Consider the following 19,352-nt stretch of genomic DNA (forward strand, 5'->3'; position numbering starts at 1 on the left):
TTCTTGTGCAGTCCTGCCATTGGCTGCTGAAATGATACCGATTGGCCGCAAAAGCCGCTTGGGTTATAATTCGCAAGTTTTGCATGGTGCAAGACGCACGCCACAGGCCCTTCCAGCCCGTGGCGCAAGTAACCAAGGCGGCTCGCAAGGGGCGCCGTAGACAAGGAAATCAAAATGATCGCTGCCTCCAAAAAGGCTGAAGTTGTTAAGGCCAACGCTCGTTCCGAAAACGACACCGGTAGCCCAGAAGTGCAAGTTGCACTGCTGACAGCTCGCATCAACGAACTGACTCCCCACTTCAAGGCCAACGCCAAGGACCACCACGGTCGTCGCGGTCTGCTGCGCATGGTGAGCCGTCGTCGCAAGCTGCTGGACTACCTGAAGTCCAAGGATGCGGACCGCTACACCGCCTTGATTGCCAAGCTGGGCCTGCGCAAGTAAGCACAGTGCAAGATCGAAACGCCTGAGTTAGATGGCCTAGCTCAGGCGTTTTTTACTTTGGAGTTTGCTGAGACAGAGCGAAGCTGTGTCATTCCACCACCGTGTTTGTGGCTGAGTGCTTGAGTTTTTATAGCTGTAAGCGCGCTTGTGGAATGGCATCGTGTTCTGTTTAGCCTCCAAGTCATTGCTGGATGAGCGCATCCAGCTATTTCAATAGGAGTACATACATGACCATGTTCAACAAAGTGACCAAGACTTTCCAATGGGGCCAGCACACGGTCACCATGGAAACCGGTGAAATCGCCCGCCAGGCTTCCGGCGCGGTGCTGGTGAACATCGACGACACCGTGGTGCTGGCCACCGTGGTGGGTTCCAAGCAGGCCAAGGCCGGCCAGGACTTCTTCCCCCTGACCGTCGACTACATCGAGAAGACTTATGCCGCCGGCAAGATCCCCGGCAGCTTCTTCAAGCGCGAAGCCAAGCCTTCCGAGCTGGAGACCCTGACCAGCCGTCTGATCGACCGTCCCATCCGCCCCCTGTTTCCCGAAGGTTTCTACAACGACGTGCATGTGGTGATCCACACCATCTCGTTGAACCCCGAAGTGGATGCCGACATTGCCGCCATGATTGCCGTGTCCGCGGCCCTGTCGGTCTCGGGCATCCCGTTCAACGGCCCCATCGGTGCCGCCCGCGTGGGTTACATCAACGGCGAATACGTGCTGAACCCCGGCCAGACCCAGCGCAAGAATTCGCTGATGGACCTGGTGGTCGCAGGTACCGAAGCGGCCGTGCTGATGGTGGAATCCGAAGCGCAGCAACTGCCCGAAGAAGTGATGCTGGGCGCCGTGGTGTTCGGCCACGAGCAAGGCAAGATCGCCATTGACGCCATCCATGAGCTGGTGCGCGAAGGCGGCAAGCCGGTGTGGGACTGGACTGCGCCTGCCAAGGACGAAGCCCTGATCGCCAAGGTGGCCGAGCTGGGCGAAGCTGCCCTGCGCGCAGCCTACCAGCAGCGCAACAAGCAAGTGCGCACCCAGGCTTGCCGCGAAGCGTATGCAGCGGTGAAGGCCGGCCTGACAGCCCAGGGTGTGGAGTTTGACGGCGTCAAGGTCGAAGGCATGTTGTTCGACATCGAAGCCCGCATCGTGCGCAGCCAGATCTTGGCCGGCGAGCCCCGCATCGACGGTCGCGACACCCGCACCGTGCGCCCCATCGAAATCCGCAACTCCGTGCTGCCCCGCACCCACGGTTCGGCCCTGTTCACACGCGGTGAAACCCAGGCGCTGGTGGTGACCACGCTGGGTACCGAGCGTGATGCACAGCGCATCGACGCGCTGGCCGGTGAATTCGAAGACACCTTCCTGTTCCACTACAACATGCCTCCCTTTGCCACCGGCGAAGTGGGTCGCATGGGTTCGACCAAGCGCCGCGAAATCGGCCACGGCCGTCTGGCCAAGCGCGCCCTGGCCGCTTGCCTGCCCACCAAGGAAGAATTCCCCTACACCATCCGCGTGGTGTCGGAAATCACCGAATCCAACGGCTCTTCGTCGATGGCCTCGGTGTGCGGTGGCTGCCTGTCGATGATGGACGCCGGCGTGCCCATGAAGGCGCACGTGGCCGGTATCGCCATGGGTCTGATCAAGGAAGACAACCGTTTCGCCGTGCTGACCGACATCCTGGGTGACGAAGATCACCTGGGCGACATGGACTTCAAGGTGGCGGGCACGACCGCTGGTATCACGGCCCTGCAGATGGACATCAAGATCCAGGGCATCACCAAGGAAATCATGCAAGTGGCCCTGGCCCAAGCCAAGGAAGCGCGCATGCACATTCTGGGCAAGATGCAGGAAGCCATGGGCGAAGCCAAGACCGAAGTGTCGTCCTTCGCGCCCAAGCTGTTCACCATGAAGATCAACCCCGAGAAGATCCGTGACGTGATCGGTAAGGGCGGCGCCACCATCCGTGCGCTGACCGAAGAAACCGGCACCCAGATCAACATCGAGGAAGACGGCACCATCACGATTGCCGCCACCGATGGCGACAAGGCCGAGTCGGCGAAGAAGCGCATCGAAGAGATTACGGCCGAAGTGGAAATCGGCAAGGTCTACGAAGGCCCCATCGTCAAGATCCTGGAATTCGGCGCGCTGGTGAATCTGCTGCCTGGCAAGGATGGCCTGCTGCACATCAGCCAGATCGCGCACGAACGCGTGGAGAAGGTCACCGACTACCTGCAAGAAGGCCAAGTGGTCAAGGTCAAGGTGCTGGAGACCGACGACAAGGGCCGCGTCAAGCTGTCGATGAAGGCGCTGCTGGACCGCCCTGCCGGTGAGCAGCGTGGCGAGCGTCCTGCCCCTGCAGAGCGCCAGTCGCGTGAACCCCGTGCTCCCCGCGAGCCACGTGCGCCCCGCGGCGAGCAGACCGGTGCCGAGCAGCAACAACAGCAGCAATAAAGCCTCGGCTTTATGGCAAGTGCCATGACCTGTCGGGCTGGTTTGGCAGGGCATGGTGCTGCTATTGAGAAGTGAGCTGCTTGCGCTTGCTGCATAAGGATTTAAGTCGTTTTTGGCTTAAATCCTTTTTGTGTCAAGTTGCAGTGGTGCAGGGCTTTTCAAGGCAGTGATCAATTCCATCTTGATGATGTTGTGACCCCATGAAGAAGAAACTGATTGTTGGCAACTGGAAGATGAATGGCAGCCTGTCGGCCAATGCCGACTTGGTGTCGGCGCTGGTCCAGGGGTTGCCATCCCCGCTGAACTGCGGGGTGGGTGTGGCTGTGCCGGCTGCCTACCTGGCCCAGGTGCAGGCACTGGTGCAGGGATCTGGTGTGGCGCTGGCTGCGCAGGATGTGTCCCAGCACGACAAGGGTGCCTACACCGGCGAGGTGTCGGCGGCGATGCTGCAGGACTTCGGCGTGCGTTATGCCCTGGTGGGGCATTCCGAGCGCCGCCAGTACCACGCCGAGACCGACGCTGTCGTGGCGGCCAAGGCGCAGGCTGCGCTGGCCAAGGGCATCACGCCCATCGTCTGCGTGGGTGAGACCCTGGAAGAGCGTGAAGCCGGTCATACCGAACAGGTGGTCAAGCGCCAATTGGCGGCAGTGATCCACCAGGTCGGGCATTGCGTGAGTGAGCTGGTGGTGGCGTACGAGCCGGTGTGGGCCATTGGCACGGGCAAGACCGCTTCGCCTGAGCAGGCTCAGGCTGTGCACGCCGTGTTGCGTGCGCAGCTGGCAGCAGCGACCGAGCACGCCGACCGTGTGCCGCTGCTCTACGGCGGCAGCATGAATGCCGCGAATGCGTCGCAGTTGCTGGCGCAGGCGGACATTGATGGTGGTCTGGTGGGTGGTGCATCGCTCAAGGCGGCAGACTTTTTGCAGATCGTTGCGGCGGCCAACTAATAGGTTGGCTGAAGGTATTTAACTGAGGAGTGGGAATGAGCGCATTTGCGACATTGATTTTGGCTGTGCAGATGTTGTCGGCCCTGGCCATGATTGGCCTGATCTTGATCCAACACGGCAAGGGTGCGGACATGGGGGCGGCTTTTGGCAGCGGAACTTCGGGGAGCCTGTTTGGTGCCAGCGGGAGTGCCAACTTCCTGTCGCGCAGCACCGCGGTGCTGGCCACGGTGTTCTTTGTGGCGACTCTGGTGCTGGCGTACCTGGGCAATGCCCGCCCTGCCAGCACCGGGAGTGTGTTGGAGAGTGTGCCCGCGGCCGTGACGGCGCCAGCAGCCCCTGCTGTCGACAGCACCGTGCCTACAGCACCTGTCCAAGGCGTGGATCAGATTCCCGCCAAATAATTGGATCAAACGCCTGACGAATGCTGTGTTGCAGCATTTTTCAGGCTAAAATCCGAGGATTGCTTGGCAAGCGATAGCCCAGTTAGAGGGGGCTCCTCATGCGAACCAAGCAGTTGAGACTTACAAGCCGTCGTGGTGAAATTGGTAGACACGCTATCTTGAGGGGGTAGTGGCGAAAGCTGTGCGAGTTCGAGTCTCGCCGACGGCACCATCATAAATACAGCCTGCCCATGATCAGGCAGTGGTCGAGGGCAAGGTCAACAAGCGGAAAACGCGACCTCACATGAACCTCGATCAATATCTCCCCGTCCTGCTTTTCATTATGGTGGGCATCGCAGTGGGAGTCGTTCCTCTCGCTCTTGGCTATGTGCTGGGCCCCAATCGCCCGGATGCGGCCAAAAACTCTCCCTATGAGTGCGGTTTTGAGGCCTTTGAAGATGCACGCATGAAGTTTGATGTGCGCTTCTACCTGATCGCCATTCTCTTCATCCTGTTTGACCTGGAAATCGCATTCCTGTTGCCTTGGGCCGTTGCGCTGCAAGACGTGGGTATGACTGGTTTCGTTGCTGTTCTCATCTTCCTGACCGTCCTTGTCGTGGGTTTTGCCTACGAATGGAAAAAGGGCGCTCTGGATTGGGAATAAGCACTACGTAATCCTCAAAAAAGGAAGCACGATGATTGAAGGCGTGATGAAGGAAGGCTTCGTCACCACGAGCTATGACGCCGTGGTGAACTGGGCCAAGACCGGTTCTATCTGGCCGATGACATTTGGTCTGGCTTGCTGCGCCGTGGAGATGATGCACGCTGCGGCCGCGCGCTACGACTTGGCACGTTTTGGTGCGGAAGTCTTCCGCCCCTCGCCGCGCCAGTCGGACCTGATGATTGTGGCGGGAACGCTGTGCAACAAGATGGCCCCCGCGCTGCGCAAGGTGTATGACCAGATGTCGGAGCCCCGTTGGGTGCTGTCGATGGGGTCGTGCGCCAATGGTGGTGGCTACTACCACTACAGCTATTCGGTGGTGCGTGGCTGTGACCGGATTGTCCCTGTGGATGTCTACGTGCCTGGCTGTCCGCCCACGGCCGAAGCGCTGATCTACGGCATCATCCAGCTGCAGCAGAAAATCCGCCGCACGAACACCATCGCCCGCGTTTAAGGAGCCGAGAGGATGTCCGCATTTGCAATTCAGCCCGAAGCACTTCGGGATCTGGTGGCGACCGCATTGGGAGACCAGGCGCGCAATGTCACCGCCAAGCATGGCGAGGTGACGGTTGAAGTCGCTGCCGTGCACTACTTGGATGTCATGCGCAAGCTGCGCGACACACCCGGTTGTCAGTTTGAGCAACTGATCGACCTGTGTGGTGTTGACTATTCGACCTACCAGGAAACTGGTGTGGAGGGTGCACGTTTTGTCGTGGTGTCGCACCTGTTGTCGGTCAGCCTGAACCAGCGTGTGCGCGTGCGTGCACTGTGTGCAGACGATGACTTCCCGATGATGGCCTCGGTGTGCGAGCTCTGGAGCAGTGCCAATTGGTACGAGCGTGAAGCGTTTGACCTGTATGGCATCGTCTTCGAAGGCCACACCGACCTGCGCCGCATCCTGACCGACTATGGTTTTATCGGTCACCCCTTCCGCAAGGACTTCCCGCTGTCCGGTCACGTGGAGATGACCTATGACACCGAGCAACGCCGCGTGGTCTATCAACCTGTCACGATTGAGCCACGTGAGATCACGCCGCGCATCATCCGTGAGGAGAACTACGGAGGACTGCACTGACAGACGCATTGCGTCTGCCGGTTGACAACCATGGCTGAAATCAAAAACTATTCCATCAACTTCGGACCCCAGCACCCTGCCGCGCACGGTGTGCTGCGCTTGGTGTTGGAGCTGGACGGTGAAGTGGTCCAGCGTGCCGATCCGCACGTGGGTCTGCTGCACCGCGCCACTGAAAAACTGGCCGAGCACAAGACCTACATCCAGTCGCTGCCCTACATGGACCGACTGGATTACGTGTCCATGATGTGCAATGAGCACGCCTACTGCTTGGCGATCGAAAAGCTGCTGGGCATTGAGGTGCCCAAGCGCGCGCAGTACATCCGTGTGATGTTCAGTGAGATCACGCGCCTGCTGAACCACCTGATGTGGCTGGGCTCCAACGGCATGGACTGCGGTGCATCCACCGTGCTGATGTGGACCTTCCGTGAGCGCGAAGACCTGTTCGACATGTACGAGGCCGTATCTGGCGCCCGCATGCACGCTGCCTACTTCCGTCCTGGTGGTGTCTATCGTGATCTGCCCGACACCATGCCCCAGTTCAAGGCCAGCAAGGTGCGCAATGCCAAGGGCATTGAGAAGCTGAATGCCAATCGCCAAGGCTCGTTGCTGGACTTCATCGAAGACTTCACCAACCGCTTCCCCAAGTGTGTGGATGAGTATGAATACCTGCTCACCGAAAACCGCATCTGGAAGCAGCGCATGGTGGGCATTGGCGTGGTGACTCCAGAGCGTGCGCTGAACATGGGCTTTACCGGTCCCATGCTGCGCGGATCCGGGATTGCCTGGGATCTGCGCAAAAAACAGCCGTACGAAGTCTATGGTGAGCTGGACTTTGATGTCCCAGTGGGCAAGACCGGCGATTGTTACGACCGTTACCTGGTGCGCGTCGCAGAAATGCGCCAGTCGAACGAGCTGATCAAGCAGTGTGTGAAGTGGCTGCGTGCCAATCCAGGTCCGGTTATTACCGAGAACCACAAGGTGGCGCCGCCTGCCCGTGAGGACATGAAGTCCAACATGGAGTCACTGATTCACCATTTCAAGCTGTTCACCGAAGGTTTCAAGGTGCCTGAAGGTGAAGCCTATGCGGCGGTGGAGCACCCCAAGGGGGAGTTTGGTATCTACCTGGTGAGCGATGGTGCCAATAAGCCTTATCGCCTGAAGATTCGTGCCCCCGGCTTCGCCCACTTGGCGATGATGGACGAAGTGGTCAGCGGCCACATGCTGTCCGACGTGGTGGCCGTGATCGGCACCATGGATATCGTGTTCGGAGAGATTGACCGATGATTACTGAAGCGACCAAAGCGCGCTTTGCGCGTGAAGTGGCCAAGTACCCGGCCGACCAAAAGCAGTCCGCGGTGATGGCCTGCCTGTCGATTGCCCAGCAAGAACTGGGCTGGGTCACGCCTGAGAGCGAGGCAGTGATTGCCGAAGTGCTGGACATGCCGCAGATTGCCGTGCATGAAGTCACGACCTTCTACAACATGTACAACCAAAAGCCCGTAGGCAAGTACAAGTTGAACGTGTGCACCAACTTGCCCTGCCAACTGCGCGATGGCTACAAGGCATTGCACCATCTGGAAGCCAAGCTCGGCATTAAGATGGGTGAGACCACGCCGGACGGCATGTTCACTCTGCAACAGTCGGAGTGCCTGGGCGCTTGCGCTGATTCCCCGGTGATGCTGGTGAACGACCGTTGCATGTGCAGCTTCATGAGCAATGAGAGGCTGGACGAGTTGGTGGACGGCCTGCGTGCAGCGGAGGGCAAGGCATGACGACCATCTTGAACAACCCTGCCGCCAACGATGTGCTGGCCAAATTCGCCGCGTCGGGCAGCGAAACCTGCTTTCACGGTCGCCACATCGAGCCCCAGATCTACAAGGATTTGAACGGCAAGAACTGGACCCTCAAAGATTACGAAGCCCGTGGTGGCTACCAGGCCCTGCGCAAGATCCTGGGCCAAGATGGCGGTCCCGGCCTGACCCAGGACGAGGTGATTGCCACGGTCAAGGAGTCGGCACTGCGCGGTCGTGGTGGTGCAGGCTTCCCCTCGGGTCTGAAGTGGAGCTTCATGCCCCGCCAGTTCCCAGGCCAGAAATACCTGGTCTGCAACTCGGACGAGGGTGAACCAGGCACGTGCAAGGACCGCGAAATCCTGATGCACAACCCCCACATCGTGATCGAAGGCATGGCGATTGCAGCCTATGCGATGGGCATCAACGTGGGCTACAACTACATCCACGGTGAAATTTTTCAGGCCTACGAGCGCTTTGAAGCGGCGCTGGAAGAAGCGCGCGCCGCAGGTTTTCTGGGCGACAACATCATGGGTTCGAACTTCAGCTTCCAGCTGCATGGTCACCATGGTTTTGGCGCTTACATCTGTGGCGAAGAAACGGCGTTGCTGGAGTCGCTGGAAGGCAAGAAGGGGCAACCCCGCTTCAAGCCACCATTCCCTGCCAGCTTCGGCCTGTATGGCAAGCCCACCACGATCAACAACACCGAGACATTTGCCGCGGTGCCATGGATCATCCGCAACGGTGGCAATGCCTACTTGGAATGCGGCAAGCCCAACAACGGTGGCACCAAGATTTTCTCGGTCAGCGGCGACGTGAATCTGCCCGGTAACTACGAAGTGCCCATGGGGACACCTTTCAGCAAGCTGCTCGAACTGGCTGGTGGCGTGCGCACAGGTCGCAAGCTCAAGGCTGTGATCCCAGGTGGTTCTTCTTCGCCCGTGCTGCCCGCTGACATCATCATGGGGTGCACGATGGACTACGACTCCATCTCCAAGGCTGGTTCCATGCTGGGTTCGGGCGCTGTGATCGTGATGGACGATTCGCGTGACATGGTGGAAAGCCTGCTGCGCCTCTCGTACTTCTATCAGCACGAGTCCTGTGGCCAGTGCACACCTTGCCGCGAAGGCACAGGTTGGCTGTGGCGCGTGGTCAAGCGTATTCAGGAAGGCGAAGGCCGTCCCGAAGACATTGAACTGCTGGATTCCGTATCCGTGAACATCATGGGCCGCACGATTTGTGCGCTGGGCGACGCGGCTGCCATGCCCGTACGCGCCATGATCAAGCATTTCCGCCACGAGTTTGAAGCCAAGATTGCCGCGGCTGCGAAGTCGGGCTCTACAGCTGCCTGATCGCGAGAGGCGAGAGACATATGGTTGAAATTGAACTAGACGGCAAGAAGGTGGAGGTTGCTCCTGGCAGCATGGTTATGCATGCGGCCGAGCGAGCAGGCACCTACATTCCGCACTTTTGCTACCACAAGAAACTTTCCATTGCTGCCAACTGCCGCATGTGTTTGGTGGAAGTGGAAAAGGCCCCCAAACCCCTGCCGGCCTGCGCGACCCCTGTCACGCAAGGCATGATCGTGCGCACCAAGAGCGACAAGGCCATCAAGGCCCAGCAGTCGGTCATGGAGTTTCTGCTGATCAACCACCCCTTGGATTGCCCGATCTGCGACCAAGGCGGTGAGTGCCAGCTGCAAGATCTGGCGGTCGGCTATGGCGGTACCGGTTCGCGCTACGAAGAAGAAAAGCGCGTGGTGGCCCACAAGGATGTGGGTCCCCTGATCTCGATGGAAGAGATGAGCCGCTGCATCCACTGCACCCGCTGTGTGCGTTTTGGCCAGGAAGTGGCCGGCGTCATGGAGCTGGGCATGGTCAACCGCGGCGAGCACTCGGAGATCACCACCGTGGTGGGCGATACCGTGGACTCCGAGCTGTCGGGCAACATGATTGATCTGTGCCCTGTGGGTGCGTTGACCAGCAAGCCCTTCCGCTACAGCGCCCGTACTTGGGAACTGTCGCGCCGCAAGTCGGTGTCGCCGCATGATTCCACCGGTGCCAATCTGATCGTCCAGGTGAAGAACCACAAGGTGATGCGCGTCGTGCCCTTCGAGAACGAAGCCATCAACGAGTGCTGGATTGCCGACCGCGATCGCTTCTCTTACGAAGCCCTGAACAGCGAAGAACGCCTGACACAGCCCATGATCAAGCAGGGCGGTGCATGGAAGACGGTTGACTGGCAAACCGCGTTGGAATACGTGGCCAACGGCCTGAAGCAAATCAAGGAACAGCACGGTGCACAAAGCATTGGCGCCTTGGTGAGCCCCCACAGCACACTCGAAGAGCTGTTCCTGACAGGCCAGTTGCTGCGTGGCATCGGTAGCGACAATATCGACTGGCGTCTGCGCCATGCACAGTTCAACGCTGCCGAAGGCGTGCGTTGGCTGGGCACATCGATTGCGGCGTTGTCCGAGCTGCAAGCTGTGCTGGTCGTGGGTTCTAACCTGCGTAAGGACCACCCCTTGTTCGCACAACGCATTCGCCAGGCTGCCAAGAAGGGTGGGCAGGTGTTTGCGCTGAATGCACAGGTGTACGACTGGGCCATGCCCGTCAGCGCATCGGTGGTGGCTGCGCAAGACTGGGCACAGGCTCTGGCCGATGTGGCCGCAGCGGTGGCACAGGCCAAGGGCGTGCAAGCACCCGTGGCAGCACAGGCCAACGCAGAAGCCCAGGCGATTGCCCAGGCCCTGTTGGCGGGTGAGCGCAAGGCCGTGTTGCTGGGCAACGCTGCCGCACACCATGCACAAGCCGCCGAATTGCTGGCCCTGGCCAACTGGATCGCGGAGCAAACCGGTGCCACCGTGGGTTACCTGACTGAGGCTGCCAACACCGTGGGTGCGCAGTGGGTGAAGGCACAACCTCAGTCCAATGGTCTGAATGCGGCACAAATGGTGGCAGGTGGCCTGAAGGCCGCGATCCTGCTGAACACCGAGCCTGCATTCGACACTGCTGCTGGCCAGCAAGCTCTGCAAGGCCTGAACAAGTCGGAAATGGTGGTGACCTTGAGCCCGTTCAAGGCCAACCTGGACGTCAGCGACGTGCTGCTGCCGATTGCACCGTTCACCGAAACCTCGGGCACCTTCGTGAACGCCGAGGGCCGTGTGCAAAGCTTCCACGCCGTGGTGAAGCCTTTGGCCGAAACCCGCCCCGCCTGGAAGGTGCTGCGTGTCTTGGCCAATCTGTTGGGTGTCCAAGGCGTGGATTACGAATCCTCGCAGGATGTACTGGCCACCGCGATTGGCGCGGCCACCAGCGAAGTGCCAGCCCAGGCGCTGAGCAATGCGACCCAAGCGGCTGCGCAAGTGTTTGGCGGTGCGGTCACTGAGCCGGCTGTGGCAAGCATCTATCAACTGGACAGCATTGTCCGCCGCGCGACGTCGCTGCAACTGACAGCCGATGCGCGCCAGGCACGTGAGGGAGGTGCTGCATGATTGACGCACTCAAGACGGCAGGCGCAGGCCTGATCGAGGCAGCGTGGTGGACCGATGCCGCATGGCCTGTCATCTGGATTTTGCTGGGCATTATCGCCATCGTGGCCCCGCTGATGATTGCGGTGGCCTACCTGACCCTGTGGGAGCGCAAATTCCTGGGGTGGATCCAGGTTCGTCCAGGCCCCAACCGTGTGGGGCCCTGGGGCTTGCTGCAGCCGATGGCCGACGGCCTGAAGTTGTTGACCAAGGAACTGATCATGCCCACGGTGGCATCTAAGGGGCTGTTCTACGTCGGCCCTGTGATGGCCATCATGCCCGCCTTGGCGGCGTGGGTGGCGGTGCCTTTCGGCCCTGAAGTTGCCTTGGCCAACGTCAATGCCGGCATCTTGCTGATCATGGCGATCACTTCGATCGAAGTGTATGGCGTGATCATTGCAGGCTGGGCCTCCAACTCCAAGTACGCCTTCCTGGGCGCGCTGCGTGCTTCAGCACAGATGGTGAGCTACGAAATCGCCATGGGCTTCTGCTTCCTGGTGGTCATCATGGTCACCGGCAGCATGAACCTGACGCAAGTGGTGCTCAGCCAGGGTCAAGGTCAGTTTGCCGACATGGGCCTGAGCTTCCTGTCCTGGAACTGGCTGCCCCTGCTGCCGATCTTCCTGGTCTACCTGATCTCGGGTGTGGCAGAAACCAACCGCGCGCCGTTTGACGTGGTGGAAGGCGAGTCGGAAATCGTGGCCGGCCACATGGTCGAGTACTCGGGCATGGGCTTTGCGATCTTCTTCCTGGCGGAATACGCCAGTATGTGGCTCGTCTCGATCCTGGCCGTGATCATGTTCCTCGGCGGTTGGTTGCCACCCGTAGAAGCCCTGGGCTTCATTCCTGGCTGGATCTGGTTGGCGGCCAAGACCGCGTTCGTGGTCACCTGCTTTGTGTGGATCCGTGCCACGTTCCCGCGCTTCCGCTATGACCAGATCATGCGTCTCGGCTGGAAGATCTTCATCCCTGTCACCCTGGTGTGGCTGGTCATCGTGGGTGCATGGTTGCACTCGCCTTGGAATATTTGGAATTAAGCGGGGACACCAATGGCTGCTGTTGCTGCTACACCTTTCTCTATCAAGGACTTCTTCAAGAGCTTCATGCTCGTGGAACTGTTCAAGGGCATGGCCCTGACAGGTCGCAAGGCGTTTTCGCCCCATGTGACCATCCAATTCCCCGAAGAAAAAACCCCTCTGTCGCCACGTTTCCGTGGGCTGCACGCATTGCGCCGTTATGACAACGGTGAAGAGCGCTGCATCGCCTGCAAACTGTGCGAGGCCGTCTGCCCCGCGATGGCGATCACGATCGAGTCGGACGTGCGGGATGACGGTTCGCGCCGCACCACGCGCTACGACATCGATTTGACCAAGTGCATCTTCTGCGGTTTCTGCGAAGAAAGTTGCCCGGTCGATTCGATCGTGGAAACACAGATCTTCGAATACCACGGTGAAAAGCGTGGCGACCTGTACTTCACCAAGGACATGTTGCTGGCTGTGGGTGATCGCTACGAAGCCGACATCGCTGCTGCCAAGGCAGCGGATGCCAAGTACCGCTAAAGCGGCTCCTGATCCAGAAAGATTCGAATCATGGACGCCAAAACTGGTTTCTTCTATCTCTTCTCGGCGGTGATGCTGTTTGCAGCCTTCCGAGTCATTACATCGCGCAACCCGGTGCACGCCGTGCTCAACCTGATTCTGGCCTTCTCGCAAGCCGCTGGTATCTGGTTGATGCTGAAGGCGGAGTTCCTGGGTATTGCCCTGGTGGTGGTCTACCTGGGCGCCGTGATGGTGCTCTTCATGTTCGTGGTGATGATGCTGGACATCCGCATCGACCGTGTGCGCCAAGGCTTCTGGAAGCATTTCCCGGTCGCGGCGTTTGTCGGTGCCGTGGTGGCGCTGGAGATGGCCCTGGTCCTGATGGCAGGTTTTGGCACCGTGGACGAGGCCAAGCCGGTGGCCGAGCTGCTGAACAAGCAGGGTGAGGTGCTGCCATACTCCAACACCCAGGCCCTGGGTCGTCTGCTGTACACCCAGTACCTGTACCCCGTGGAAATCGCCGCCATCCTGCTGCTGGTGGCCATGATCACCGCGATTGCCCTGACCATGCGTAAGCGCAAGGACACCAACAAAGCGATCAACCCTGCAATCCAGGTGCGAGTGCGTGCGCAAGACCGCATCAGCCTGGTGAAGATGGAGGCCACCAAGGCCCCGGTGGCTGCGGCTGCCGAGGGTGAGACGGCCGTGGAGGAGAAAAAATGACGCTCACACTAGGGCACTTTCTGACGCTGGGAGCGATGCTGTTCGCCATCTCGGTGATCGGTATTTTCCTGAACCGGAAAAACCTGATCGTCTTACTGATGTGCATCGAACTGATGCTTTTGGCGGTCAACACCAACTTCGTGGCCTTCTCCCACTACCTGGGTGACATGCACGGTCAAGTGTTTGTGTTCTTCATCCTGACGGTTGCGGCCGCGGAATCGGCGATTGGCTTGGCCATCCTGGTGCTGCTGTTCCGTAACAAGTCCAGTATCAATGCGGAAGATCTCGACACCCTCAAGGGTTGAGGCACCGGTATTTGCAAGGTTCTGAAGAATGAGTCAAACACTTTCTGCATCCATGCTCCTGGCGGTACCGCTGGCTCCGCTGGCCGGTTCTGTCCTGGCGGGCATATTCGGCACCGCATTTGGTGGCAACAAGTTCGGTCGCGGAGTCAGCCACTCGCTCACCATCCTGGGCGTGCTGGTTTCCTTCATCCTGTCGGCACTGACCTTCCAGGCAGTGGTTTCCGAGGGCGCACGCTTTGATCAGACCATCTATGAATGGATGGTGGTCGGCGGTCTGAAGATGGAGGTCGGTTTCCTGATCGACTCCATCACCGCCATGATGATGTGCGTGGTGACCTTCGTGTCGCTGATGGTGCACATCTACACCATGGGCTACATGGAAGAAGACGACGGCTACAACCGTTTCTTCTCCTACATCTCGCTGTTCACCTTCTCCATGCTGATGCTGGTGATGAGCAACAACCTGCTGCAGCTGTTCTTCGGCTGGGAGGCTGTGGGCCTGGTGTCCTACCTGCTGATCGGTTTCTACTTCAAGAAGGAATCGGCCATCTTCGCCAACATGAAGGCCTTCTTGGTCAACCGTGTGGGTGACTTCGGCTTCATCCTGGGCATCGGTTTGATTGCGGCCTACACGGGCACGCTGAACTACGGCGAAATCTTTGCCAAGTTGCCAGAGCTGCAACAGGCCACCATGCCTGGCACAGGCTGGCTGCTGGTGACCGTGATCGGCATCTGCCTGTTCATCGGTGCCATGGGCAAGTCTGCGCAGTTCCCGCTGCACGCCTGGCTGCCAGACTCCATGGAAGGCCCTACCCCCATCTCCGCCCTGATTCACGCGGCGACCATGGTGACGGCCGGTATCTTCATGGTTTCGCGCATGTCGCCGCTGTATGAGCTGTCGGATGTGGCGTTGAACTTCATCTTGGTGATCGGTTCCATCACGGCCCTGTTCATGGGTATCCTGGGCATCATCCAGAACGACATCAAGCGCGTGATTGCGTATTCCACGCTCTCGCAGCTGGGGTACATGACGATTGCACTGGGTGTGTCGGCCTACTCCGTGGCCACGTTCCACCTGATGACGCACGCCTTCTTCAAGGCCTTGCTGTTCCTCGGAGCCGGTTCTGTGATCATGGGCATGCACCACAACCAGGACATCCGCTGGATGGGTGGCGTGCGTAAGTACATGCCCATCACCTGGATCACGTTCCTGTTGGGCAACCTGGCACTGATCGGTACGCCGTTCTTCTCGGGCTTTTACTCGAAGGACGCGATCATCGAAGCCGTGCATGCCTCGAACCTGCCCGCCTCCGGTTTTGCGAACTTTGCCGTACTGGCCGGTGTGTTCATCACCGCGTTCTATTCGTTCCGTCTGTACTTCATCGTGTTCCACGGTAAAGAGCGCTACGACCAGAATCCGGATGCCCACCACGATGACCACCATGGTCATGACGATCACGGCCATGGTCACGATGCCAAGCCGCACGAATCGCCTTGGGTGGTGACGGCACCGCTGGTGCTGCTGGCCATTCCTTCGGTGGTGATCGGTGCCATCGCGCTGATGCCCATGCTGTTCGGCGACTTCTTCAAGGGCGTGATCTATGTCGACGCCGCCAAGCACCCCGCGATGACCGAGCTGGCCGAGAAGATCCATGGTTGGCTGCCCATGGCGCTGCATGGCTTCCAGACCGCTCCGTTCTGGCTGGCTCTGGCCGGTGTGGTGGTGTCCTACCTCTTCTACATGGTCAAGCCAGAGATTCCTGCCGCCATCATGGCCTTGTCCAAGAAGATCGGCCTGTACCAGGTGCTGGAAGGCAAGTACGGTGTGGACTGGGTGTACGAAAACATCTTCGCACGTGGTTCGCGCGCCTTCGGTACCGCCTTCTGGAAGGTGGGCGACCAGGCCATCATTGATGGTGCTGTCGTGAATGGTTCCTGGAAGCTGGTTGGCAAGATCGCTGCCGTGGTCCGCTGGTTCCAGTCGGGTTACATCTATCACTACGCGTTGGTCATGATCCTGGGCATCTTCCTGCTCATGACGTACTTCGTGTGGCTCAACAAGTAAGGGAAGAACAAAAATGGGTTTGTTGAGTCTTTCCATCTGGACACCCATCGTCTTTGGTGTCCTGTTGCTGGCCTTCGGCCGCGACAACTGCGCGCGTGGCGTGCGCTGGGTGGCACTGATCGGCTCCTTGCTGGGGCTGGCGGTGACCATTCCGCTGCTCACGGGCTTTGACACCTCCTCGGCGCAGATGCAATTCGTCGAGAAGGTGCTGTGGATTGAGCGTTTCAATATCCACTACCATCTGGGCCTGGACGGTCTGTCCTTCTGGTTCGTGCCGCTGACGGCCTTCATCACCGTGATCGTAGTGCTGGCCTCGTGGGAAAGCATCACCGAGCGCGTGAACCAGTACATGGGCGCGTTCCTGGTGCTGTCGGGCCTGATGATCGGCGTGTTTGCGGCCCTGGACGGCTTGCTGTTCTACGTGTTCTTCGAAGCCACCCTGATCCCGATGTACCTGATCATCGGTATCTGGGGCGGCCCCAACAAGATCTACGCGGCGTTCAAGTTCTTCCTGTACACCCTGATGGGCTCGCTGCTCACCCTGGTGGCCATCATCTACCTGTACAACGTCTCGGGTGGCAGCTTTGACATCCAGACCTGGCACAAGCTGCCCCTGGGCTCCTTGCCCCAGACCCTGGTGTTCTTTGCCTTCTTCGCGGCGTTTGCCGTGAAGGTGCCCATGTTCCCGGTACACACTTGGTTGCCCGACGTGCACGTGGAAGCGCCCACTGGCGGTTCTGCCGTGCTGGCGGCCATCATGCTGAAGCTGGGCGCCTACGGTTTCCTGCGCTTCTCGCTGCCGATTGCTCCTGACGCCTCGCGCGAATGGGCCTGGCTGATGATTGCGCTGTCGCTGATCGCCGTGGTCTACGTGGGCATGGTCGCCCTGGTGCAAAAGGACATGAAGAAGTTGGTGGCTTATTCGTCCGTGGCGCACATGGGCTTTGTGACCCTGGGCTTCTTCATCTTCAACGACCTGGGCGTGTCCGGCGGTATCGTGCAGATGATTGCCCACGGCTTTGTCTCGGGCGCCATGTTCCTGTGCATCGGCGTGCTGTACGACCGTGTGCACTCGCGCGACATCGCGGCCTATGGCGGCGTGGTCAACACCATGCCCAAGTTCGCGGCCTTTGCCCTGCTGTTCGCTATGGCCAACTGCGGTCTGCCAGCCACCGCTGGTTTTGTGGGCGAGTGGATGGTGATCCTGGGCGCCGTGAAGTTCAACTTCTGGGTGGGCCTGCTGGCCGCCACCGCACTGATCTTCGGTGCGGCCTACACCCTGTGGATGTACAAGCGCGTGTACCTGGGGCCCGTGGGCAATGACCATGTGAAGGAACTGCAGGACATCAACTGCCGTGAGTTCTTGATCCTGGGCATCCTGGCTGTGGCGGTCCTGTACATGGGTCTGTACCCCAAGCCCTTCACGGATGTGATGGATCCTTCGGTGGCGCAGCTGTTGCAGCACGTGGCCCAATCCAAGCTTCCCTGACCAGACTGAACTGAGAGATTGAGATGATTGACAACATCAGCTGGCTTTCGATCTACCCCGAGATCGTGCTCCTGGTCATGGGATGCGTGATTACCTTGGTGGACCTGAGCGTGAAAAGCGCTCGCCGCACCGGCACCTATGTGCTGACCATGTTGACGCTGGCCGTGGTGGCCATCATGCAGGCCAACTACGCGGCCAGCGGCAACACCTTCTACGGCTGGGGCAACATGGTGGTCTCCGACGCCATGGGCAACTGGCTCAAGTGCTTTGCCACCGTGGCGATGATGGTGACCCTGGTGTATGCACGCCCTTATGCCGCAGACCGCGACATGTTGCGCGGCGGTGAGCTGTTCAGCCTGTCGACCTTTGCGTTGCTGGGCATGTTCATCATGATCAGCGCCAACAACCTGCTGCTGGTCTACCTGGGCCTGGAGCTGCTGACTCTGGCCAGCTACGCCCTGGTGGCCCTGCGCCGCGACCACGCGCCTGCGACCGAAGCGGCCATGAAGTACTTCGTGCTGGGTTCGCTGGCATCGGGTTTCCTGCTGTATGGCCTGTCCATGGTCTACGGTGCGACCGGTTCGCTGGACATTGGCGAGATCTTCAAGGCCATCAGCTCTGGCGAACTCAAGCACCAGGTGCTGGTCTTCGGTCTGGTGTTCGTGGTGGCCGGTCTGGCGTTCAAGCTGGGCGCTGCGCCCTTCCACATGTGGGTGCCTGACGTCTACCACGGTGCGCCGACGGCCATCACCGCGCTGATCGGTGGCGCGCCCAAGCTGGCGGCCTTTGCCCTGGTGATCCGCCTGCTGGTGGACGGCATGCTGCCCCTGGCGTTCGACTGGCAGCAAATGCTGGCGGTGATGGCGATTGGCTCGCTGCTGGTGGGTAACCTGGCGGCCATCGCGCAGACCAACCTCAAGCGCATGCTGGCGTACTCGACCATCGCGCAGATGGGCTTTGTGCTGCTGGGTCTGCTGTCGGGTGTGATCGGCGGTGAAGTGGATCCGGCCCGTGCGGCCAACGCCTATGGGTCGTCCATGTTCTACGTGGTGACCTATGTGCTGACTACCTTGGCCACCTTCGGTGTGATCCTGCTGCTGTCGCGTGAAGGCTTCGAAAGCGAAGAGATCGCCGACCTGGCCGGTCTGAACCAGCGCAGCCCGCTGTACGCCGGCATCATGGCCGCCTGCCTGTTCTCCATGGCCGGTATCCCTCCGCTGGTGGGCTTCTATGCCAAGCTGTCGGTGCTGCAGGCACTGGTGGCTTCGGGGGACAGCTTCTACATTGGCTTGGCCATCTTCGCCGTGGTCATGTCGCTGATCGGCGCCTTCTACTACCTGCGCGTGGTCAAGGTCATGTACTTTGACAAGCCTTTGACCGCCACCACCGTGTCCGCCCCCTGGGATGTGCGCGCGGTGCTGACCGTGAATGGTGCCCTGGTCTTGATCTTGGGCATTGTTCCTGGTGGTTTGATGGCGCTGTGCGCCGATGCCGTGGTTCGCGCCCTGGCATCCTGACCCATAATGTGAAGCGTGACTCAAACTGCTTCCATCTGGTTAATCATCTTGGCGGCCCTGGTGGCCGCCAATTTGCCTTTTATGAACGAGCGCTGGCTGGTGGCCGGCCCTGTGGCAGCGGCCCATCGCAAGCCCCTGTGGGGACGTCTGGCCGAGCTGGTGCTGCTGTACTTCGTGGTCGGTGGCGTAGCCTTGTTGCTGGAGCGCCGTGCCGGGCAGATCTATCCCCAGGGCTGGGAGTTCTACGCCATCACCGCCACGCTGTTTCTGACACTGGCCTTTCCGGGCTTTGTCTGGCGCTACCTCACCAAACGCCGCAGCCGCTAAACTGCGCGCTACGCACACAAGGCAGGGTTGCGACTCTGCCTTTTTTCTTTGGCCC

General features: G+C 59.8%; 19 protein-coding genes and 1 tRNA gene. All 20 read left to right on the forward strand.

Annotated elements, in window-relative coordinates:
- Positions 1-174: 174 nt before the first annotated feature.
- The 20 genes from rpsO (at position 175) to KAQ61_RS02475 (ending at position 19,297) form a co-directional block, all read left to right on the forward strand.
- Positions 175-441: a 30S ribosomal protein S15 gene (rpsO, locus tag KAQ61_RS02380; protein WP_042418801.1), complete on the forward strand. Its 267-nt coding sequence runs from the start codon at positions 175-177 to the stop codon at positions 439-441.
- A gap of 227 nt (positions 442-668) precedes the next feature.
- Positions 669-2,891 carry a polyribonucleotide nucleotidyltransferase gene (pnp, locus tag KAQ61_RS02385; RefSeq protein WP_210930376.1) on the forward strand — a complete coding sequence of 741 codons (2,223 nt, stop codon included), beginning with the start codon at positions 669-671 and terminating at the stop codon, positions 2,889-2,891.
- A 200-nt stretch (positions 2,892-3,091) separates the two neighbouring features.
- The gene (gene tpiA, locus KAQ61_RS02390) at positions 3,092-3,838 is read left to right on the forward strand and encodes a triose-phosphate isomerase (RefSeq protein WP_210930377.1); all 747 of its coding nucleotides are present in this window, start codon (positions 3,092-3,094) and stop codon (positions 3,836-3,838) included.
- Between the two features lie 35 nt (positions 3,839-3,873).
- Positions 3,874-4,239: a preprotein translocase subunit SecG gene (gene secG, locus KAQ61_RS02395; protein ID WP_210930378.1), complete on the forward strand. Its 366-nt coding sequence runs from the start codon at positions 3,874-3,876 to the stop codon at positions 4,237-4,239.
- A 126-nt stretch (positions 4,240-4,365) separates the two neighbouring features.
- Positions 4,366-4,450: transfer RNA gene (locus KAQ61_RS02400), tRNA-Leu, on the forward strand.
- Positions 4,451-4,522: 72 nt separating this feature from the next.
- The gene (locus KAQ61_RS02405; RefSeq protein ID WP_042418811.1) at positions 4,523-4,882 is read left to right on the forward strand and encodes an NADH-quinone oxidoreductase subunit A; all 360 of its coding nucleotides are present in this window, start codon (positions 4,523-4,525) and stop codon (positions 4,880-4,882) included.
- A 31-nt stretch (positions 4,883-4,913) separates the two neighbouring features.
- Positions 4,914-5,393, forward strand: coding sequence for a NuoB/complex I 20 kDa subunit family protein (locus tag KAQ61_RS02410; RefSeq protein ID WP_042418791.1), 480 nt, complete (start codon positions 4,914-4,916; stop codon positions 5,391-5,393).
- Between the two features lie 12 nt (positions 5,394-5,405).
- Positions 5,406-6,014, forward strand: a complete 609-nt coding sequence (locus KAQ61_RS02415; RefSeq protein WP_210930379.1) for an NADH-quinone oxidoreductase subunit C — start codon at positions 5,406-5,408, stop codon at positions 6,012-6,014.
- Between the two features lie 30 nt (positions 6,015-6,044).
- Complete coding sequence (locus KAQ61_RS02420) at positions 6,045-7,298, forward strand: NADH-quinone oxidoreductase subunit D (protein WP_042418784.1); 1,254 nt, start codon at positions 6,045-6,047, stop codon at positions 7,296-7,298.
- Entirely contained in the window at positions 7,295-7,786 is a 492-nt protein-coding gene (gene nuoE, locus KAQ61_RS02425; RefSeq protein ID WP_043379270.1) for an NADH-quinone oxidoreductase subunit NuoE, read from the forward strand. Before KAQ61_RS02420 ends, nuoE begins: the two co-directional genes overlap by 4 nt.
- The gene (gene nuoF / locus KAQ61_RS02430; RefSeq protein ID WP_154163732.1) at positions 7,783-9,156 is read left to right on the forward strand and encodes an NADH-quinone oxidoreductase subunit NuoF; all 1,374 of its coding nucleotides are present in this window, start codon (positions 7,783-7,785) and stop codon (positions 9,154-9,156) included. The genes nuoE and nuoF overlap by 4 nt, the downstream gene beginning before the upstream one ends.
- Before the next feature lie 20 nt (positions 9,157-9,176).
- Complete coding sequence (nuoG, locus tag KAQ61_RS02435) at positions 9,177-11,297, forward strand: NADH-quinone oxidoreductase subunit NuoG (protein ID WP_210930380.1); 2,121 nt, start codon at positions 9,177-9,179, stop codon at positions 11,295-11,297.
- Positions 11,294-12,370 carry an NADH-quinone oxidoreductase subunit NuoH gene (gene nuoH / locus KAQ61_RS02440; protein ID WP_043379284.1) on the forward strand — a complete coding sequence of 359 codons (1,077 nt, stop codon included), beginning with the start codon at positions 11,294-11,296 and terminating at the stop codon, positions 12,368-12,370. Before nuoG ends, nuoH begins: the two co-directional genes overlap by 4 nt.
- Positions 12,371-12,382: 12 nt before the next feature.
- The gene (gene nuoI, locus KAQ61_RS02445; protein WP_042418767.1) at positions 12,383-12,892 is read left to right on the forward strand and encodes an NADH-quinone oxidoreductase subunit NuoI; all 510 of its coding nucleotides are present in this window, start codon (positions 12,383-12,385) and stop codon (positions 12,890-12,892) included.
- Positions 12,893-12,922: 30 nt separating this feature from the next.
- Positions 12,923-13,594: an NADH-quinone oxidoreductase subunit J gene (locus KAQ61_RS02450; RefSeq protein ID WP_042418763.1), complete on the forward strand. Its 672-nt coding sequence runs from the start codon at positions 12,923-12,925 to the stop codon at positions 13,592-13,594.
- Entirely contained in the window at positions 13,591-13,899 is a 309-nt protein-coding gene (gene nuoK, locus KAQ61_RS02455; RefSeq protein WP_042418761.1) for an NADH-quinone oxidoreductase subunit NuoK, read from the forward strand. The genes KAQ61_RS02450 and nuoK overlap by 4 nt, the downstream gene beginning before the upstream one ends.
- A gap of 28 nt (positions 13,900-13,927) precedes the next feature.
- Positions 13,928-15,964 (forward strand): NADH-quinone oxidoreductase subunit L, encoded by a 2,037-nt coding sequence (gene nuoL / locus KAQ61_RS02460; protein ID WP_210930381.1) that lies wholly within the window; start codon positions 13,928-13,930, stop codon positions 15,962-15,964.
- A gap of 13 nt (positions 15,965-15,977) precedes the next feature.
- Positions 15,978-17,453 carry an NADH-quinone oxidoreductase subunit M gene (locus tag KAQ61_RS02465; RefSeq protein ID WP_210930382.1) on the forward strand — a complete coding sequence of 492 codons (1,476 nt, stop codon included), beginning with the start codon at positions 15,978-15,980 and terminating at the stop codon, positions 17,451-17,453.
- Between the two features lie 23 nt (positions 17,454-17,476).
- Positions 17,477-18,970, forward strand: coding sequence for an NADH-quinone oxidoreductase subunit NuoN (nuoN, locus tag KAQ61_RS02470; protein WP_210930383.1), 1,494 nt, complete (start codon positions 17,477-17,479; stop codon positions 18,968-18,970).
- A 15-nt stretch (positions 18,971-18,985) separates the two neighbouring features.
- On the forward strand, positions 18,986-19,297 hold the full coding sequence (locus KAQ61_RS02475) for a DUF2818 family protein (RefSeq protein ID WP_045267266.1): 312 nt from the start codon (positions 18,986-18,988) through the stop codon (positions 19,295-19,297).
- The last annotated feature ends 55 nt before the right edge of the window (positions 19,298-19,352 follow it).

Source organism: Comamonas aquatica (genome assembly GCF_018064205.1).
In the GTDB taxonomy this organism is placed as follows: domain Bacteria; phylum Pseudomonadota; class Gammaproteobacteria; order Burkholderiales; family Burkholderiaceae_C; genus Comamonas; species Comamonas aquatica.